General features: G+C 66.3%; 15 protein-coding genes. All 15 read left to right on the plus strand.

The features are described 5' to 3' along the window. Positions 1 to 9 precede the first annotated feature (9 nt). The 15 genes from NUW87_RS05690 to ileS all read left to right on the plus strand — a co-directional run bounded on the left by NUW87_RS05690 (position 10) and on the right by ileS (position 18,278). Positions 10 to 1,494, plus strand: coding sequence for a UDP-N-acetylmuramoyl-L-alanyl-D-glutamate--2,6-diaminopimelate ligase (locus NUW87_RS05690; RefSeq protein WP_269027644.1), 1,485 nt, complete (start codon positions 10 to 12; stop codon positions 1,492 to 1,494). Beyond that, entirely contained in the window at positions 1,491 to 3,011 is a 1,521-nt protein-coding gene (locus tag NUW87_RS05695) for a UDP-N-acetylmuramoyl-tripeptide--D-alanyl-D-alanine ligase (protein WP_239217246.1), read from the plus strand. Before NUW87_RS05690 ends, NUW87_RS05695 begins: the two co-directional genes overlap by 4 nt. Positions 3,012 to 3,047: 36 nt before the next feature. Continuing rightward, positions 3,048 to 4,148: a phospho-N-acetylmuramoyl-pentapeptide-transferase gene (gene mraY / locus NUW87_RS05700; RefSeq protein ID WP_239217245.1), complete on the plus strand. Its 1,101-nt coding sequence runs from the start codon at positions 3,048 to 3,050 to the stop codon at positions 4,146 to 4,148. Beyond that, positions 4,145 to 5,530 (plus strand): UDP-N-acetylmuramoyl-L-alanine--D-glutamate ligase, encoded by a 1,386-nt coding sequence (gene murD, locus NUW87_RS05705; protein WP_269027645.1) that lies wholly within the window; start codon positions 4,145 to 4,147, stop codon positions 5,528 to 5,530. The genes mraY and murD overlap by 4 nt, the downstream gene beginning before the upstream one ends. A 69-nt stretch (positions 5,531 to 5,599) precedes the next feature. Next, a complete protein-coding gene (locus NUW87_RS05710) occupies positions 5,600 to 7,000 on the plus strand; it encodes an FtsW/RodA/SpoVE family cell cycle protein (protein ID WP_269027646.1) in 1,401 nt (466 codons plus the stop codon). A gap of 7 nt (positions 7,001 to 7,007) precedes the next feature. Continuing rightward, on the plus strand, positions 7,008 to 8,090 hold the full coding sequence (gene murG / locus NUW87_RS05715; RefSeq protein WP_269027647.1) for an undecaprenyldiphospho-muramoylpentapeptide beta-N-acetylglucosaminyltransferase: 1,083 nt from the start codon (positions 7,008 to 7,010) through the stop codon (positions 8,088 to 8,090). Continuing rightward, positions 8,087 to 9,508: a UDP-N-acetylmuramate--L-alanine ligase gene (murC, locus tag NUW87_RS05720; RefSeq protein ID WP_239217241.1), complete on the plus strand. Its 1,422-nt coding sequence runs from the start codon at positions 8,087 to 8,089 to the stop codon at positions 9,506 to 9,508. The genes murG and murC overlap by 4 nt, the downstream gene beginning before the upstream one ends. Before the next feature lies 1 nt (position 9,509). Further along, positions 9,510 to 10,157, plus strand: coding sequence for a cell division protein FtsQ/DivIB (locus tag NUW87_RS05725; protein WP_239217240.1), 648 nt, complete (start codon positions 9,510 to 9,512; stop codon positions 10,155 to 10,157). 135 nt (positions 10,158 to 10,292) lie between these two features. Next, positions 10,293 to 11,474 carry a cell division protein FtsZ gene (gene ftsZ / locus NUW87_RS05730; RefSeq protein ID WP_269027648.1) on the plus strand — a complete coding sequence of 394 codons (1,182 nt, stop codon included), beginning with the start codon at positions 10,293 to 10,295 and terminating at the stop codon, positions 11,472 to 11,474. 14 nt (positions 11,475 to 11,488) lie between these two features. Next, positions 11,489 to 12,214 carry a peptidoglycan editing factor PgeF gene (gene pgeF, locus NUW87_RS05735; RefSeq protein WP_269027649.1) on the plus strand — a complete coding sequence of 242 codons (726 nt, stop codon included), beginning with the start codon at positions 11,489 to 11,491 and terminating at the stop codon, positions 12,212 to 12,214. Continuing rightward, a complete protein-coding gene (locus NUW87_RS05740) occupies positions 12,207 to 12,905 on the plus strand; it encodes a YggS family pyridoxal phosphate-dependent enzyme (RefSeq protein WP_269027650.1) in 699 nt (232 codons plus the stop codon). Before pgeF ends, NUW87_RS05740 begins: the two co-directional genes overlap by 8 nt. 38 nt (positions 12,906 to 12,943) lie before the next feature. Next, on the plus strand, positions 12,944 to 13,438 hold the full coding sequence (locus tag NUW87_RS05745; protein WP_239217236.1) for a cell division protein SepF: 495 nt from the start codon (positions 12,944 to 12,946) through the stop codon (positions 13,436 to 13,438). 18 nt (positions 13,439 to 13,456) lie between these two features. After that, complete coding sequence (locus NUW87_RS05750; protein ID WP_239217235.1) at positions 13,457 to 13,768, plus strand: YggT family protein; 312 nt, start codon at positions 13,457 to 13,459, stop codon at positions 13,766 to 13,768. Positions 13,769 to 13,894: 126 nt separating this feature from the next. Beyond that, the gene (locus NUW87_RS05755; RefSeq protein WP_070844749.1) at positions 13,895 to 14,860 is read left to right on the plus strand and encodes a DivIVA domain-containing protein; all 966 of its coding nucleotides are present in this window, start codon (positions 13,895 to 13,897) and stop codon (positions 14,858 to 14,860) included. 241 nt (positions 14,861 to 15,101) lie between these two features. Further along, complete coding sequence (gene ileS, locus NUW87_RS05760; protein ID WP_269027651.1) at positions 15,102 to 18,278, plus strand: isoleucine--tRNA ligase; 3,177 nt, start codon at positions 15,102 to 15,104, stop codon at positions 18,276 to 18,278. Positions 18,279 to 18,299 lie beyond the last annotated feature (21 nt).

The raw sequence follows: 18,299 nt of genomic DNA on the forward strand, positions 1-18,299 counted from the left end.
TTGAAAGACATGACAAGCTTGCAGCAACTCGCCGACATCGCTGGCGCGCGCATTGTTAACCCGCCGAGCTCGGATGCGCCGGTGACGTTCGTGGGTCTGGATTCACAGAACGTCGAGCCCGGTGGCCTGTTCGCCGCGCTGCCCGGCACCCGGGTGCACGGCGCGACTTACGCGTTCGACTCCGCCGCCGGGGCCATACTTACCGACGAAGCCGGCCTGGCGATTATCCAGCAGACGGCCGACCGCCGCCCGGTGCTGGTGGTCGAGGACGTGCGAGCCATCTTGGGGCATGTGGCGTCTGAGGTGTACGGGCATCCGTCGCAAAGCTTCACGCTCCTCGGTGTGACCGGCACCTCCGGCAAAACCACCACCACGTACATGCTGGAAAAGGGGTTGACCGCTGCCGGCTGCAAGGTGGGGCTGATCGGCACCACCGGCACGAAGATCATGGGCCGCGACGTGGCCACGGAACTGACCACGCCCGAGGCGCCGATGCTGCAGCGGCTGTTCGCGCAGATGCGTGATGAGGGCGTCACGCACGTGGTCATGGAGGTCTCCTCGCACGCGCTGATGCTGGGCCGCGTCACCGGTTCGGACTTCGACGTCGCGGCGTTTACGAACCTTTCGCAGGACCACCTGGATTTCCACCCGACCATGGAGGATTACTTCCAGGCGAAGGCGCTGTTCTTCGAACCGGGACGCGAGATGCGCGCCAAGCGCAGCGTCGTCTGCGTCGATGACGAGTGGGGCCAGCGCATGGCCGAACTCGCCGAGACACCGGTCACCGTCGCCACCACGGGCGACGCCGATGTGACCGCGGAGCTTGTGCGTATCGACGACCAAGGCCGCCAACGCATCCAGCTCACCGCCGACGACACTTACGAGTTCACCCTGCCTATGCCGGGCGCGTTCAACGTGGCCAACGCGGCACTGGCAGCGGCGGTCGCGACAACCGCTGGCGTGGAACTTGCACCGTTTTTGCACGGTCTAGAGCAAGCAGCAGTGCCGGGGCGCATGGAGCGCATCGACGAAGGGCAGCCCTTCGTCGCCGTCGTGGACTACGCCCACAAGCCGGCCGCCATCGGCGCGGTGCTGGCTACCCTGCGCGGACAGGTTGAAGGCCGTATCGGCGTGGCCGTCGGTGCGGGCGGCGACCGGGATTCCTCCAAGCGTCCGCTGATGGGGGCCGAGGCCGCCAAGGGAGCAGACTTCGTGGTGGTCACCGACGACAACCCGCGCACCGAGGACCCCGCCGCCATCCGCGCGGCAGTGCTCGCAGGCGCGCGCGAAGCCGGCACCGACGCTGAAATTGTGGAGGTCAGCCCCCGCGGCAAGTCCATCGACGCGCTCGTCGAGTGGGCACAACCAGGCGACGCCGTGATCGTGGTGGGCAAGGGCCACGAAGTTGGCCAGCTCGTGGGCACCGAGAAACTGCACTTCGACGACCGCGAAGAGATGCGCAGGGCAATCACAGAAAGGCAATCTCGAGCATGATCGACATAACGCTGGCGCGCATCGCCGAGATCACCGGCGGGCGCTTGAGCCCGGAAGCAGACCCGGACACGCACGTCACCGGGTTTGTGGAGTTCGATTCGCGCAAAATCGGCCCCGGCGGACTCTTCGTCGCCTTCCCGGGCGCGAACGTGGACGGGCACGACTTCGTGGACAAGGCCGCCGAGGCTGGCGCCGCCGCGTCGTTGACGACGAAGGAGGTGGGCAGGCCTTCGGTGGTCGTCGAGAAGCTGCCGCCCCGCGAAGGCGACAACTCGGACCTGGCGGCGAACGACCCGGACGGCTCCGCGGCGGGCGTGGTGGCCGGCATGTCCAAGCTGGCGTCCGCTGTCGCGCGAGAGCTGACGGCCGCGCACGGGCTGACCATCGTCGGTGTGACGGGGTCTGCGGGCAAGACGTCGACGAAGGACCTCATCGCGGCTGTGCTTTCGCGCGCTGGCGAGACGGTGGCGCCCCCGGGCAGCTTCAACAACGAGATCGGCCACCCGTACACGGTGCTGCGCTGCACCGAAGACACAGATTTTTTGGTCGCGGAGATGTCGGCACGCGGCGTCGGCCACATCGCGCACCTGGCCGCCATCGCACCGCCGAAGATCGGTGTGGTGCTCAACGTCGGTTCCGCGCACATCGGCGAGTTCGGCTCCCGCGAAAACATCGCAAAGGCGAAGGGGGAGCTGGTGGAGGCGCTGCCTGAGCGCGGCGTCGCAGTGCTCAACGCGGACGACGAGCTCGTCGCCGGCATGGCCGACCGCACGGACGCGCGCGTGGTCACCTTCTCCGAATCCGGCAACACGTCCGCGGACTACTACGCCACGGGCGTCGAACTCGACGCGGTCGCTCGTGCGTCCTTTACTATGCACACCCCGGACGGAGAGCCGCAGCGAGTGACGCTCGGCGTGTTCGGCGCGCACCAGGTGGGCAACGCGCTCGCCGCGGCGGCCGTGGGCACGGAGCTGGGCATGGACGCGGCCACCGTGGCTGAGGCGCTTTCTGCGGCCAGTTCGGTGTCCGTCAACCGCATGGACGTCAACACGCGCGCCGATGGCGTGACCGTGATCAACGACGCCTACAACGCCAACCCCGAATCCATGCGCGCGGCCATCGCTGCGCTGGGCTATACCGCCGCTGCCCGCCCGGGCGTGCGCTCGGTGGCCGTGCTCGGCGAGATGAGCGAGCTTGGCGCGGGCGCCACGCAGGAGCATGCGCTGCTCGCGGACGAGTTGGCTCGCTACCGGGTGACCCACCTTGTGGCCGTCGGCAAGTCTGACGCGATGGCCGCGCTGATTCAGCGCGCCGGAGACAGAGGCATTCACACCACCGCCGTCGCCGACACCGACGAAGCCGCGCAGGCCGTGCGCGGGCTGTTGGCGTCCGCGCCGGCAGGGGAGGAGAATTGGCGAGAGCGCGACGATCGGGATGTTGTGCTGGTCAAGGCTTCCAACGCCGCCCGGCTATGGGTGGTGGCGGAGGCACTCCTGCAAGGGCATACGCTTAGGTAGACACTCGACGTAGAGAAATAGCAAGGTACAACTTCCATGGTTCAAGTTATCTGCGCCGGAATCATCAGCTTTTTGGTTTCGATCTTCCTCACCCCTGCGCTCATCCGGTACTTCAACCGGCGGGCCATGGGCCAGGAGATCCGCGAGGATGGTCCGGCGTCCCATGCCCGCAAACGCGGCACCCCGACGATGGGCGGCATTGCCATCCTCGTCGGCATCACCATGGGCTACCTCGGTGGCAGCCTCGTCGCCCTGGTCACAGGCCACGCAGCGTTCACAGCCACCGGTCTGATCGTGCTGTTTCTCACCCTGTCCCTGGGTCTGGTCGGCTTCGCGGACGACGGCATCAAGCTGTTCATGTCGCGCAACCTGGGCCTGAATAAGACCGCGAAGCTGGTGGCGCAGCTCGCCATCTCACTCATCTTCGGCTGGCTCATCCTGCGCTTCCCGGACGAGAACGGGCTGACCCCGGGGTCGCAGTTTTTAAGCTTCGTGCGCGACATTGAAACGATCGATCTGACCTTCGGCGGCGGGACCGTCGGCACTATCTTCTTCCTTATTTTCATCTACATTCTGCTGGCCGCGTGGTCGAACGCGGTGAACCTCACCGACGGCCTGGACGGGCTCGCCTCCGGCACCACCGCGCTGGTGATGGCGGCGTACGTGGGCATCACCTTCTGGCAGTTCCGCAACTCGTGCGAGTCCGTGGCGGCCGCCGGCTGCTACAGCGTGCGCGACCCGCTGGATCTGGCCATCCTGGCGTCCGCAGGCTTCGGCGCCTGCGTGGGCTTCCTCTGGTGGAACGCCGCCCCGGCGAAAATCTTCATGGGCGATACCGGCTCGCTCGCGCTTGGCGGCCTGGTCGCTGGCCTGTCCGTGGGCTCGCGCACGGAGTTGCTGATGATCATCATCGGCGCGCTGTTCGTGCTCGAGGCACTCTCGGTGGTCATTCAGGTGGCGTCGTTCAAGACCACCGGCAAGCGCGTGTTCCGCATGGCGCCGTTCCACCACCACTTTGAAAACGGCGGCTGGCACGAGATGACCGTCGTGGTGAGGTTCTGGATCATCTCCGCCATGGCGTTCATGCTCGGCCTGGCCGTGTTCTACGGCGAGTGGCTGAACGGGGCGAACCTGTGACGCAGCCGATCTTGCCGGACTACACCCTGGTCGCTGGCGCCGGGGTGTCTGGCCTTGGGGCGGCGCAGCTTCTCGAGCGCGCCGGCGCCCGCTTCACCGTCGTCGACGACAGTGATGCCGGCCGCGCCCGCGCCGTGGCTGCCGGCTACGACGCCTGCACCGGCGATGAAGCGCGCGCTCGCTTCCATGAGGTCGGGCTTGTGGTCACCTCGCCCGGGTGGCGGCCGGATACGCCCTTGCTTGTCGACGCCGCATCCGCCGGCATCGACGTCATCGGCGACGTCGAGCTGTGCTTCCGGCTGGACCGCGCCGGAGTGTTCGGCAAGCCCCGCACCTGGCTCGTAGTCACTGGCACGAACGGCAAAACCACCACAACCGGCATGCTCGCGCAGATGATGATTGAGGCCGGCAAGGACACTGGCCTGCGAGCCGGCGCCTGCGGCAACATCGGTGTCGCGGTGGGGGAGGCGATGCTCGCGCCCGAGCGCTTGGATGTGCTGGTGGCGGAGCTTTCCAGCTTCCAATTGCACTGGTCCTCCCAGCTCGTGCCGGATGCGGGTGTGCTGCTAAACCTGGCGGACGACCACATCGACTGGCACGGCAGTTTCGCCGAGTACGCCGCGGCCAAGGCGAAGGTGCTCAAGGCGCCTGTTGCGGTGGCGGGCGTCGACGACACCGAGGTGGCGCGGATCGCCGCCGACATGGGCCGCAACGACATCGTCGGGTTCACGCTCGGCGAGCCGGCGAACGGCCAGGTTGGTGTGATGGGCGGACGCATCGTCGCAAAGCTTGGCGGTGCGACCGTGGATGTCGCATCGGCTGACGGCATCGAGCCCGCCGGTGCCGCCGGTGTGCTGGACGCGCTGGCCGCCACCGCGGTGGCGCTGACGCAGGGGGCCACGCCCGAGCACATTCAGCGCGCGCTGGACGCATATCAGGTGGCGGGCCACCGCGGCACGCTCGTGCACTCCGGCGGCGGGGTGGACTGGGTGGACAACTCCAAGGCCACCAACCCGCACGCGGCGGATTCGGCGCTCACCGGCGCGGGCACCGTGGTGTGGGTCGCAGGCGGGCAGCTCAAGGGCGCGTCCGTGGACGCTGTGGTCAAGGCCCACGCCAAGCAGTTCCGCGCGGTGGCGCTTCTGGGCGTGGACCGGGAGCTGATCCGCACCTCGCTTCAGCAGGTGGCACCGGAGGTGCCCGTGTTCGTCTCCGATGCGCAGGATGCGTCGCAGGCGATGGACGAGGTCGTCGCGTGGGCGGCCGCGCAGGCACAGCCGGGCGACACCGTGCTTTTGGCGCCCGCGGCGGCGAGCTTGGACATGTTTTCCGGCATGTCTGCGCGTGGCGACGCATTCGCGGCCGCTGCAATGCGACACTAAAACCCGCACAACAAGTAAGCTCAACTAAAGGTTGAGGTTTTCTTCCGCGGTTCCAATCGAAAGGGCAGCATGACGGTTCAACGCGCACCCCGGCAACGCGCACCACAGCCGGACGCCCCATCGAAGCTCAGCGCAGGGGTCAGGCGCATTCAGGAGGCGCTCGATTCCCGGCCGTTGATCGACTACACCATGATCCGCAGCATCGTGCTCTTCCTCGCCGGCCTCGGCGTGGTCATGGTGATGAGCTCGTCCATGGCGACCTCGTTCGCCTCCAGCGCCAGCGTGTGGGCGTTGGCCGTGCGGCAGTTCGCGATGGTCATCCTCGGTCTGATCGCTTTCTGGGCGGCGCTGAAGACCCCGCCCGAGCGGCTCCGGGGTCTGAGCAATTGGTTGATGGTCATCGCTGTCCTGCTGCTCATCGCCGTGCTCACGCCGCTGGGCACCGGCCGCGCCGAGGTGGGCTCGCAGTCCTGGCTGGTCGTCGGCCCGCTGCGACTGCAGCCGTCCGAGTTTGCCCGCGTGGCCATCGCCATGTGGGGTGCGAAGATTCTGTCGAACAAGGACCCGCGCCGCCTGTTCGTCCCAGACAACGGGTTTGCCGCGTTTATCTCTGTTTCCCTGCTCTGCGTGCTGCTGATTGCCATGCAGGGCGATATGGGCATGGCGCTGTCTTTCGCTATCGTGGTGGCGTTCATCCTGCTGTTTGCGGGTGTGTCCCTGAAGGCCGTCGGCGTGGTGGCCGCCTCGGGCGTTGTGGCGCTGGTGGTGATCTTCCTCTCAGGTAGCTTCCGCTCCGACCGCTTCCACGTCTACTTCGACGCGCTGCACGGCCACTTCGACGACACCCGAGGTGTCGCGTTCCAGTCCCACCAGGGCTTCCTCTCTCTGGCGGACGGGCACATCTTCGGCGTCGGTCTGGGCCAGTCCCGCGCGAAGTGGTTCTACCTGCCAGAGGCGCGCAACGACTTCATCTTCGCCGTCATCGGCGAAGAACTCGGCCTGTGGGGCGGCGCCCTGGTGATCGCATTGTTTGCGCTACTCGGCTTCTTCGGCATGCGCACAGCGCTGCGTGCACAGACCCAGTACCAGACGCTCATGGCCGCCTCGCTGACCGCAGCGGTGGTCTCCCAGGCATTCATCAACATGGGCTACGTCGTGGGCCTTCTGCCGGTCACCGGCATCCAGTTGCCCATGCTGTCCGCCGGCGGTTCCTCGGCTGTGTTCACCCTCGGCGCGATGGGTGTGCTGGCGTCCGTGGCGCGCCACGAGCCGGACGCGATCTCGTCCATGCAGAACTACGGCCGCCCCGTGTTCGACCGCATCTTCTTCATCGCCGAGCCTCGCGCGCTCAAACAGCGACGCCAGGCGCCAGCCGCCGCGCCGCGCCGCGAGCGCTACGGCACGCCGGTGACCCAGCCGGTCGCCGCGGCTTACCATAGGCCCCCGCACCGCCGGACCCCGCGTCGTTAGGAGAGCCATGACTTCCCAGAACTTCAGCGTCGTCATCGCAGGCGGCGGCACCGCGGGCCACATCGAGCCCGCCCTTGCAGTCGCCGAGGTGCTTCGCGACGCCTACGGGGCCAACGTTGTCGCCCTCGGCACCGAACGCGGCCTTGAAACCACCATCGTGCCGGCCCGCGGATTCGAGCTCTCCCTGATCGACCCGGTGCCGATCCCGCGCAAAAAGCCGTGGAAGCTTGCATCCGTGCCGTTCAGGCTGGCGCGCAGCGTGCGCCAAGCCAAGCAGGCGATGAAGCGCTGCGGTGCTGCCGTCGTCTTCGGCACCGGCGGCTACGTTTCCGGCCCGGCGTACCTGGCCGCGAAGCAGCTGGGCCTGCCGTTTTTCGTGCTGGAGACCAACGCGCTGGCCGGCATGGCCAACAAGTTGGGCGTCAAAATTGGCGGCACCGGGTTCAACGCGGTGCCGAATTCCGGCATGGACGGCGAGGTCGTCGGCGTGCCGGTGCGCCCCGGCGTGGGCGTGGACCCGGACGGCGCGAAGCGCGAGCTGGGCCTGCGCACGTGGAACCTTCAGGAGGGCCGGCCGACCATTCTGGTCACTGGCGGCTCCCAAGGCGCAGTGAGCATTAACGCTGCACTGGCAGAGGCCGTCGAGCGGCTCACCGGCGCCGGGTTTCAGATCCTGCACGCCTACGGCCGCAAAAACGACGCGCCCGCAGCACACGACCACTACACGGCCGTGCCCTACATCGACGACATGGAGGCTGCCTACGCCGTCGCCGACGTGGTTGTGTGCCGCTCCGGCGCGATGACGGTCGCGGAAAACTCCGCCGCCGGCATCCCCGCCATTTACATCCCTCTGCCACACGGCAACGGCGAGCAGGGGCTCAACTCCGCCCACCTCGTCGACGCCGGGGCGGCCCTGCGTATCGACGATGCGGTGCTGAGCGGCGACGTGCTCGTCGATAAGCTGCTGCCCCTGGTTTCGCCAGAGGCACGCGCGACGATGCGCGCGGCGCTTAAGGATTCAGGAGCTGGCAGTGTTGCCGAGGACCTTGCCGCGCGCATCGCCGCGGCTGCTGGAAAGGACACAAAATGACAGATCTCTCCCGCGTCCACCTCATCGGCATCGGCGGGTCCGGCATGTCCGGCGTGGCGCACATCCTGTTAGACCGCGGCGCCACCGTGACCGGTTCCGACGCCAAGGACTCCCGCCCGGTGCGCGCGCTGAAAGCCAAGGGCGCCAAGGTCGCGCTCGGCCACGAAGAGGCGAACCTCGAGCTGTCCGGCGAGTTGCCCACCGCAGTGGTGACCAGCTTCGCCGCCATCCCGCAGGACAACCCGGAGCTGGTGCGCGCCAAGCGTGAAGGCATTCCGCTGCTGCGCCGCTCCGACCTGCTCGCGGAGCTGATGGAGGGATCGACCCAGCTGCTGCTCGCAGGCACGCACGGCAAGACGTCCACGACTTCGATGGCGGTGGTGGCGCTGCAGGCGGCGGGGGAGGACCCCTCGTTCGCCATCGGCGGCCAGCTCAACCGGGCCGGCACCAATGCGCACCACGGCCACGGCAACGTGTTCGTGGCGGAGGCCGACGAGTCCGACGCCTCGCTGCTGCGCTACTCACCGGACGTCGCGGTGATCACCAACATTGAACCGGACCACCTGGATTTCTACGGCACCCGCGAGAAGTACTTCCAGGTTTTCGATGACTTCGCGGACATTGCCAAGCACGTGGTTGTCTGCCTTGACGACGACAACGCAGCCGCCTGCGGCGAACGCGCCCTAGAGCGCGGGCTGACGGTTACCGGATACGGCACCGCGGAGGCAGCCGCACGCCACCCGAAGATCCAGGCAGGCGCCGTGGTCACCAACGAGCGCCAGGAGGGCGAGCACACCGTGGTCGAGGCGCAGCTTCGCACCGACCACATCTCCGGCGACGTGATGTACACGCTGGCGATTCCGGGCCGCCACATGGTGCTCAACTCCGCCGCCGCCCTGCTTGCGGGCGCGCTCGTGGGCGCCGACCCGGAGAAACTCGCCCAAGGGCTGAGCGAGTTCACAGGCGTGCGCCGCCGTTTCGAGTTCAAAGGCGAGGTGGGCGGAACCCGCGTCTACGACGACTACGCGCACCACCCGACGGAAGTCGACGCCGTGCTCACCGCCGCGCGCGACAAGGTTGAGGCCGAGGGCAGCGGCGCCCGCGTGGTGGTCTGCTTCCAGCCCCACCTGTACTCGCGCACCCAGGAATTCGCCGAAGAGTTCGCCGAAGCACTTTCGTTGAGCGACGAATGCGTGCTGCTGGACATTTTCGCCGCCCGTGAAACACCGGTGGAGGGCGTGACCTCCCGGATCATCGCCGAGAAGATGACCGTGCCGGTGCATCTGGAGCCGGACTTCTCGGTGGCGCCCGCGACTGTGGCGTCGCTAGTAAAACCCGGCGACCTGGTGCTGACCATGGGGGCGGGCAGCGTGACCATGCTTGCGGACGAGATCCTCGCCGCCCTGCAGGAGGCGTAGGATGTCGCGCCGCGCCATCGCGATTGTCGCCGGCTGCGTCGCACTTGTGCTCGCGGTTGTGGCGGCGCTGCCGTTTACCCCGGCCATGCCCGTCGACGACGTCAACGTCGAGGGGGCGGTGAACCTGCCTGCCGAGGAGGTGACGTCGCTTTCCGGCGTGGAGCCGGGCACCCCGATGGGGCGGGTGGATGTGCGCAGGGCCGCTCAGGACGTGGCCGCCAACCCGTGGGTGGACTCGGTGACGGTGAAGCGCAACTGGCCCAACGCGGTAAATGTCACGGTGGTGGAGCACACCCCGGTGGCCTGGATCGACCAGGGCGGAGAGCCGCACCTGATCAACAGCGAGGGCAAGGATTTCGTCGTGGCCCAGCCGCCGGTCGGGGCAGTGCAGCTCGTCGGCATCAGCGAAGAGCAGCTGCCCAAGGCGGTGGAGGTCGCCTCCGCGATCACGGACGTGGCCCGCCCACAGGTCCGCGAGCTGACCCGCGACGGGGACCACAGTTTCGTGCTCAAGCTCGACGGCGACAGGACAGTTACGTGGGGTGCGTCCGAGGACAACCGGAACAAGGCGCTTGCGCTTGAGACGGTGCTGCAGCTGGACGGAAAAACATTCAACATTTCCAACCCGGAACTGGTCACGTCGCGCTAAAACCGCAGGTCACAACCCTAAAGTACAGGTTTAGGGTTGTGACACGCCGACCTAGAAAACAAAAAACCGCGCACTTTCGCACAAGATGGGAAGCAACTTCAAAAACACCAACTTGTGAAAGGCGAGACCACCACTATGACCTCTCCCGCCAACTACCTCGCCATGATCCGCGTCGTCGGTGTCGGCGGCGGCGGCGTCAACGCCGTCAACCGCATGATCGAGGAAGGCCTGAAGGGCGTTGAGTTCGTTGCCATCAACACGGACTCCCAGGCACTGCTGTTCACCGATGCCGACACGAAGCTCGACATTGGGCGCGAGGCCACCCGCGGCCTCGGCGCGGGCGCGAACCCTGAGGTAGGCCGCACTTCCGCTGAGGACCACAAGCAAGAGATCGAGGAATCCCTGAAGGGCTCCGACATGGTCTTCGTCACCGCCGGCGAGGGTGGCGGCACCGGCACCGGCGCCGCCCCGGTGGTAGCCGGCATTGCCAAGAAGATGGGCGCGCTGACCATCGGCGTGGTCACCCGCCCGTTCACCTTCGAAGGCAAGCGCCGCACCCGGCAGGCGCTCGAGGGCATCGAGAACCTCAAGGAAGTCTGCGACACCGTCATCGTCATCCCGAACGACCGTCTGCTGCAGCTGGGCGACGCCGAGCTGTCCATGATGGAGGCCTTCCGCGCGGCGGATGAGGTGCTTTACAACGGTGTTCAGGGCATCACCAACCTCATCACCATCCCGGGCATGATCAACGTCGACTTCGCGGATGTTCGCTCCGTCATGGCCGACGCTGGCTCCGCGCTGATGGGCGTCGGTTCCGCCCGCGGCGACAACCGCGTGATGACGGCTACCGAGCAGGCCATCAACTCCCCGCTGCTGGAAACCACCATGGAGGGCGCCAAGGGCGTGCTTATCTCCGTCGCCGGCGGCTCCGACCTGGGCCTGATGGAGGTCAACAACGCAGCCTCGATCGTGGAGGAGAAGGCCGACGAGGACGCCAACATCATCTTCGGCACGATCATCGACGACAACCTGGGCGACGAGGTCCGCGTGACCATCATTGCCACCGGTTTCGATGAGAAGGCCAACGCCCGCACGGCTGAACCGGCGGAACAGGAAGCGCCGCAGCCGGAGCAGACATCCACCAAGGTCGTCGAGGCCGAGCCGGTCAAGAAGGAGGAGTACCAGCCGCGCCACCGCTACGAGCCGTCCACCCGCAGCGGCCTGTTCACCGAGCGCGACCGTGAGCCCCGCGAGCCCCGCGACGGCGGCTTTGACGGCGGTTTCGATGACGTCGATGTGCCGGACTTCATGCGCTAGTTAAGCTGGCAGACATGCCAGATCTTTCCACTCGCCCCGTCCGCATGGTGTTCACTTCCCGTGCAGGCGGGGTTTCTGCTGCCCCCTACGACTCGTTCAACCTAGGCGCCCACGTCGGCGACGACGCCGCTGACGTCGCAGCGAACCGCGCCCGGCTCGCTCAAGTGCTCGGCCTGCCCGAGGAGCGCTTCGTGTGGATGGAGCAGCTGCACACCAACACCGTCACACTTGTCGACGGACCTTCGGCCGCCCCCGTGGAAGCCACCGACGCCCTTGTCACCAGGCAAAAAGACCTGGCGCTGTGCGTGCTCGTGGCGGATTGCACCCCGGTTTTGCTATCCGACCACACCGCCGGCGTCATCGGCGCGGCGCACGCCGGGCGCATGGGCGCGCGCAACGGGATCGTGAAAAACACCGTCGAGGCGATGGTGGAACTCGGCGCCGAGCCCTCGCGCATCCAAGTACTGCTGGGGCCGGCCGCCGCTGGGGAGTCGTATGAGGTCCCGGAGGGGATGGCTTTAGACGTCGAGAAGCATTTGCCCGGCTCCCGCACCCGCACAAAGAAGGGCACCCCTGGCATCGACGTGCGCGCCGGGCTGGTTCGCCAGCTGCTCAGCCTGGGCGTGACCCACATCGACGCGGACCCGCGCGACACCATCACCGACAAGGATTTCTTCTCCCACCGCCGCGAAGGTGTAACCGGGCGGCAGGCTGGCGTAATTTGGATGCCTAATGTCTGATCTCGCAAAAAACCTTGACACTGTCCGCCAACAGATCCGCGACGCGGAGCGTGCCGCCGGCCGCGAAGAAGGCAGCGTGGCGTTGTTGCCGGTGACGAAATTCCACCCGGTGGAGCGCATCGAAGAACTCGCCTCGCTCGGCATTGCGCTGGTGGGGGAGAACCGCGAGCAGGAGGCCCGCGACAAGGCAGCCGAGCTTGAAGGCCGCTGCGGCATCGCCATGATCGGCCAGATTCAATCCAAGAAGGCTAACTCGGTGGCGCGCTGGGCCTCCGAGGTGCACTCGCTGGATTCGCTCAAGTTGGCCCACGGGCTCGAGCGAGGCATGGCGCTCGCGCTCGAGCGCGGCGACCGTACAGGCGAGATCCTGCCGTGCATGGTGCAGCTGTCTTACGACGGCGACTCTGCCCGCGGCGGCGCCCACCTCGACGATGTGCCCGCAATCGTGGAAGCTGTGGAGGAGTCCGAGCACCTTGAAATGGCCGGTTTCATGGTCGTGCCGCCGCTGGATTCGCAGCCGCGCGAGGTGTTTGCTCAGGCGCGCTCGTTGACGGACGACTACGCCGCCAAGCTCAACCGTAACTTGAGACTTTCCGCAGGTATGAGCGGTGATTTCGCCGACGCCATCGCCTGCGGATCCGATATCGTGCGTGTCGGAACAGCGCTGCTCGGGCCCCGGCCCGTAGTCTGAAATCCACCGCGAATCACCCCATAAAAGGAGCCGCCTGCATGTCCTTCTTCGACAGTGCTAAAGACTTTTTCGGCCTCGGCCCCGTGGAAAACGCCGAGGACGACGCGTACTACGACGATCCGCAGTACAACTCACACACCGCCGGTTCTACCGCGTATGACCGCACCCCGCGCGCCGAGCGCCCATCCCGCATGGATCGCCCCGCCCCCCGCGATTACGGCCGCGACGCTGTGCGCCCGAGCTACCGCTCCACTCCGCATATCGTGACCGCCGCGCCGCGCAACTACAACGACGCTAAGGAGATCGGCGAGCCGTTCCGCGACGGCGACGCTGTGGTCATGGACCTGACCGACCTGGACACCGCCGACGCGAAGCGCATCGTGGACTTCGCCGCTGGCCTGTGCTTCGCCCTGCGCGGCAGCATGCACAACCTCTCCCGCGGCGTTGAGACGCGCAAGCGGATGTTCGCCATCGTGCCGGAGAACGCGAACCTGGAGAAAGACGACCTCAAGCGTGCTGCTGGCTTGCGCTAGCCGGTAGGGTGGTTCGGCGTGGCACTTTTCGGAGCAATCATCTACGCCCTTGTGGGGCTGTACTCGCTATTGGTTATCGTGCGCATCATCATTGAGATGGTGCAGGCGTTTTCCAAGCAGTTCGACCCGCCGCACTGGTTCATCATGGTGGCCGAGCCCATCTTCCGGATGACGGACCCGCCAGTGAATGCGCTGCGCAAACTCATCCCGCCGCTAAAGCTCGGCGGTAGCGGGGTGGGCCTGGATGTGAGTGTCATTGTCCTGTTTTTCATCCTCATGCTCATCCAGATGTTCGTTGGCGCCGTGCTGATTAATCCGGCACTGCGGTAGCTTTACTTGAGCTTTAACCCGGCTTTACAGCTAGGCTGGGCTACACTCGTCGAGCGAAACCGTTACAATTCAGCAAACAATGCTTCGCGCTAGCGAGTACTCACACGATTATCGAAGGGAACGCAAATGCCGCTGACACCAGCTGACGTGCACAATGTCGCTTTCAGCAAGCCGCCGATTGGCAAGCGAGGCTACAACGAGGACGAGGTTGACCAGTTCCTCGACCTCGTCGAGGACACGCTTGCACAGCTGCAGGATGAGAACGACGAGCTGCGTTCCCGTCTTGAGGAAGGCGGCACGGACGCAGTTGCTGCAGCGCCGGTGAAGCGTTCCGATGATTCCGCGAAGGTCGACGAGGCTGCCATCCGCCGCGAGGTGGAGCAGAAGGTCCGCGCTGACTTCGAGGCGCAGCTGCGTTCCGCGAAGCAGGCGCAGGAGAAGGCTGAAGCTGAGGCCCGCTCCGCCAAGGACGAGGCCGCCAAGGCCCGCAAGCAGGCTGAGGAGGCCGCGAAGGCTCCGAAGCAGGCGACCGCTCCGGCCGCTGCCGTGTCCGAGCCGGCCCGCAGCGATGTCTCCGCTGACACCCACGTGCAGGCGGCCAAGGTGCTCGGCCTCGCGCAGGAGATGGCGGACCGCCTGACCAGCGACGCGCAGGCCGAGGCTTCCTCCATGCTGGCAGACGCTCGTGCCGCTGCAGAGCGCGAGATCGCCGAGGCCGAGTCCAAGTCCAAGAAGCAGATCGAGGACGCACAGACCCGTTCCCGCACCCAGCTGCAGGACGCGGAGACCCGCTCCAAGCAGCTGGTCACCGACGCGCAGAAGAAGGCCGAGGAGACCACCAACGAGGCAAACTCCCGTGCTGAGGCGCAGATCCGCCAGGCTGAGGAGCAGGCGAACAAGCTCAAGGCTGACGCCGAGCGCAAGCACACCGAGATCATGAACACGGTGAAGCAGCAGCAGACCGCGCTGGAGAACCGCATCGCTGAGCTGCGCACCTTCGAGCGCGAGTACCGCACACGCCTGAAGACGCTGCTGGAATCCCAGCTGGAAGAGCTGGAGTCGCGCTCCAGCACCGCGCCGAACGAGAAGTAGTTCCTGGCTCTTCACAAACGCTCAGCATCCCTGTAGGATGCTGGGCGTTACTCGTAACACGCAACGATCCGGCCATCACCGGGGAGCGTATCCGGAAGAACGGCTTGTGCTTAATAGACCCGGACGTCACACACGGAAGACGTAACTTCCTTCACCGCAATGAAGTGGGGGCGCATCGCGCGCCCCAAGCAGGGTGGTACCGCGCAGCAATGCGTCCCTGCACGGCTGAAGGAGTGATGTCATGGTTGGCAACGTTTACCCCAAAGTGGACATGACCGGCGGCAGCGACCGCTTCCCGGAGATGGAACGCGTCGTCCTTGATTATTGGAACACGGACGGCACGTTCAAGGCGTCCCTGGAGCAGCGCGAGGGCTGCGAGGAGTACGTGTTCAACGACGGCCCGCCGTTCGCCAACGGCATGCCTCACTACGGCCATCTCCTCACCGGCTATGTCAAGGACATCGTGCCGCGTTTCCGCACCATGTCTGGTTACCACGTGCCGCGCGTGTTCGGCTGGGATTGCCACGGCCTGCCCGCAGAGCTTGAGGCGGAAAAGCAGCTCGGCATCACCGATAAGGCCCAGATCGAGGATATGGGCCTGGAGCAGTTCAACGAGTACTGCGCCAAGTCCGTCATGCACTACGCGGGCGAGTGGGAGGACTACGTCACCCGTCAGGCCCGCTGGGTGGACTTCGAAAACGGCTACAAGACGATGGACCCGGAGTACATGGAGTCCGTCATGTGGGCGTTCAAGGAGCTCTACGACAAGGGCCTGATCTACCAGGGCTTCCGCGTCCTGCCGTACTCCTGGGCCGAGCACACTCCGCTGTCTAACCAGGAGACCCGCCTGGACGATTCCTACCGTGACCGCCAGGACCCCACCGTCACGGTCACCTTGCCGTTCACCGGTGGACGCGCAGGCTACGCGGCGGAAAAGACGTGGGCCGAGCATCCTGAGCTTCACGACGCCGCAGCTATCGCCTGGACCACGACCCCGTGGACCCTGCCGTCCAACCTGGCTCTGGCTGTCCACCCCGAGGTGGAGTACTCGCTTGTCAAGGTCGGTGCGGATGGGGCCGAAGGGTTCGTCGATAAGCAATTGCTTCTTGCCTCGACCCTGCTGGGCGCCTACGCGAAGGAGCTCGGTGAGTACGAGGTAGTGGCTACCTTTGAGGGCGCGCAACTGGAGGGCCTGGAGTACGAGCCGGTCTTCGAATACTTCCGCGACCACGACAACGCGTTCATGATCCTCAACGCGGACTACGTGACCACCGAGGACGGCACCGGCGTTGTGCACCAGGCTCCCGCCTTCGGTGAGGACGATATGCTCACCTGCCAGGAGTACGGCATCGACCTGGTTATCCCCGTCGACGCCGACGGCAAGTTCACCTCGCTGGTGCCGGAGTACGAGGGCAAGCTCGTCTTCGACGCGAACCGCGACATCATCCGCGACCTGCGCGCCAAGGGCCGCGTCGTGCGCGACCAGACCATCGTGCACTCCTACCCGCACTCCTGGCGCTCCGGCGAGCCGCTGATCTACATGGCGCTGCCGGCGTGGTTTGTGAAGGTCACCGACATCCGCGACCGCATGGTGGAGCTAAACCAGGAAATCGAGTGGATCCCGTCGCACATCCGCGACGGCCAGTTTGGCAAGTGGCTCGAAGGTGCTCGCGACTGGAACATCTCGCGCACCCGCTACTGGGGTTCGCCTGTGCCGGCGTGGGTTTCCGACAACCCGGACTACCCGCGCGTGGACGTCTACGGCTCCCTGGATGAGTTGGAGCGCGACTTCGGCACCCGCCCGAAGTCCCTGCACCGCCCGCACATCGACGAGCTGGTGCGCCCGAACCCGGACGACCCGACCGGCAAGTCCATGATGCGCCGCGTGCCGGACGTTCTGGACTGCTGGTTCGAGTCCGGCTCTATGCCGTTCGCGCAGTACCACTACCCGTTTGAGAACCGTGAGGAGTTCGACACCCGCCAGCCCGCGGACTTCATTGTGGAGTACTCCGGCCAAACCCGCGGCTGGTTCTACGTGCAGCACGTGCTGTCCACCGCACTGTTCGACCGTGTGGCGTACAAGAAGGTCGTCGCCCACGGCATCGTGCTGGGCTCGGACGGGCAGAAGATGTCCAAGTCCAAGGGCAACTACCCGAACGTGATGGAGGTCTTCGACCGCGACGGCTCCGACGCGATGCGCTGGTTCCTCATGTCCTCGCCGATCCTGCGAGGTGGCAACCTGATCGTCACCGAGCAGGGCATCCGCGAGGGCGTGCGCCAAGCGCTGCTGCCGATCTGGAACGCGTACACGTTCCTGCAGCTGTACTCGTCGTCGGATGCCCAGTGGTCCGTGGGCTCGGATAACGTGCTCGACCGCTACATCCTGGCCAAGACCCACGACATGGTGGCAGCTGTGGGCGAGGCGCTCGACGACACCCGCATCGCCGACGCCTGCGACGTGGTGCGTCGCTTCGCCGACACGCTGACCAACTGGTACGTGCGCCGCTCCCGCGACCGTTTCTGGGAGGGCCAGGAGGCGCACCCGGAGGCGTTTAATACGCTCTACACGGTGCTGGAGGTCGTCTCCCGCGCAGTGGCGCCGCTGCTGCCGTACGTCTCCGAGGTCATCTGGCGCGGGCTCACCGGCGGTCGTTCGGTGCATCTGACGGACTACCCGCAGGCCTCCGAGTTGCCGGCGGATGGCGAGCTGGTCGCCGCCATGGATGCGACCCGTGCGGTGTGCTCTGCGGCGTCGTCAGTGCGCAAGGCGAACAAGCTGCGCAACCGCCTGCCGCTGCCGAAGCTCACCGTCGCCCTGCCGGATTCGGCCAAGCTTGAGGCGTTCCGCTCCACCATCCGCGACGAGGTAAACGTGAAGGACGTCGCTTTGACTGACGACGTCGACGCGGCCGGATCCTTCGAAGTCGTCGTTAACGCGAAGGTGGCTGGCCCGTCGCTGGGTAGGGACGTGCAGCGCGCCATCAAGAACGTCAAGGCCGGCAACTACGAGCGCCGCGGCGACGATGTGGTGGTCGACGGCGACATCGTGCTCACCCCGGAGCTTTACACCGAGCGTCTGGTGGCGGAGAACCCGGAGAGCACCGCGCGTGTCGACGCCGACGGCACCGTCGGCCTGGTCGTCCTCGACACCGAGGTCACCGAGGAACTCGAGGCTGAGGGCTGGGCTGCCGACGTGATCCGCGGGCTGCAGGACGCCCGCAAGCGCGAGGGCTTCGACGTTTCCGACCGTATCGCTGTGGTGCTGGCCGTGCCTGCAGAGAAGGAAGCGTGGGCCCGCACCCACGCCGACCACATCGCGGCCGAAACCCTGGCGACATCCTTCGACGTGGTCACCGAGCCGGTCGAGGGTCACGACGTCATCGATGGTGTGACCGCCACTGTTCGTAAGAACAGCTAGGTTCTCTCGGGCTGGGGTCTC

The organism is Corynebacterium pilbarense, from assembly GCF_026930265.1.
In the GTDB taxonomy this organism is placed as follows: Bacteria; Actinomycetota; Actinomycetes; order Mycobacteriales; family Mycobacteriaceae; genus Corynebacterium; species Corynebacterium pilbarense.

What these genes read in the sequence shown, in the direction of transcription:
- NUW87_RS05690 (WP_269027644.1), top strand. Translation starts at nt 10, where the DNA reads ATGACAAGCTTGCAGCAACTCGCCGACATCGCTGGCGCGCGCATTGTT.
- NUW87_RS05695 (WP_239217246.1), top strand. Translation starts at nt 1,491, where the DNA reads ATGATCGACATAACGCTGGCGCGCATCGCCGAGATCACCGGCGGGCGC.
- mraY (WP_239217245.1), top strand. Translation starts at nt 3,048, where the DNA reads ATGGTTCAAGTTATCTGCGCCGGAATCATCAGCTTTTTGGTTTCGATC.
- NUW87_RS05710 (WP_269027646.1), top strand. Translation starts at nt 5,600, where the DNA reads ATGACGGTTCAACGCGCACCCCGGCAACGCGCACCACAGCCGGACGCC.
- murG (WP_269027647.1), top strand. Translation starts at nt 7,008, where the DNA reads ATGACTTCCCAGAACTTCAGCGTCGTCATCGCAGGCGGCGGCACCGCG.
- murC (WP_239217241.1), top strand. Translation starts at nt 8,087, where the DNA reads ATGACAGATCTCTCCCGCGTCCACCTCATCGGCATCGGCGGGTCCGGC.
- NUW87_RS05725 (WP_239217240.1), top strand. Translation starts at nt 9,510, where the DNA reads ATGTCGCGCCGCGCCATCGCGATTGTCGCCGGCTGCGTCGCACTTGTG.
- ftsZ (WP_269027648.1), top strand. Translation starts at nt 10,293, where the DNA reads ATGACCTCTCCCGCCAACTACCTCGCCATGATCCGCGTCGTCGGTGTC.
- pgeF (WP_269027649.1), top strand. Translation starts at nt 11,489, where the DNA reads ATGCCAGATCTTTCCACTCGCCCCGTCCGCATGGTGTTCACTTCCCGT.
- NUW87_RS05740 (WP_269027650.1), top strand. Translation starts at nt 12,207, where the DNA reads ATGTCTGATCTCGCAAAAAACCTTGACACTGTCCGCCAACAGATCCGC.
- NUW87_RS05745 (WP_239217236.1), top strand. Translation starts at nt 12,944, where the DNA reads ATGTCCTTCTTCGACAGTGCTAAAGACTTTTTCGGCCTCGGCCCCGTG.
- NUW87_RS05755 (WP_070844749.1), top strand. Translation starts at nt 13,895, where the DNA reads ATGCCGCTGACACCAGCTGACGTGCACAATGTCGCTTTCAGCAAGCCG.
- ileS (WP_269027651.1), top strand. Translation starts at nt 15,102, where the DNA reads ATGGTTGGCAACGTTTACCCCAAAGTGGACATGACCGGCGGCAGCGAC.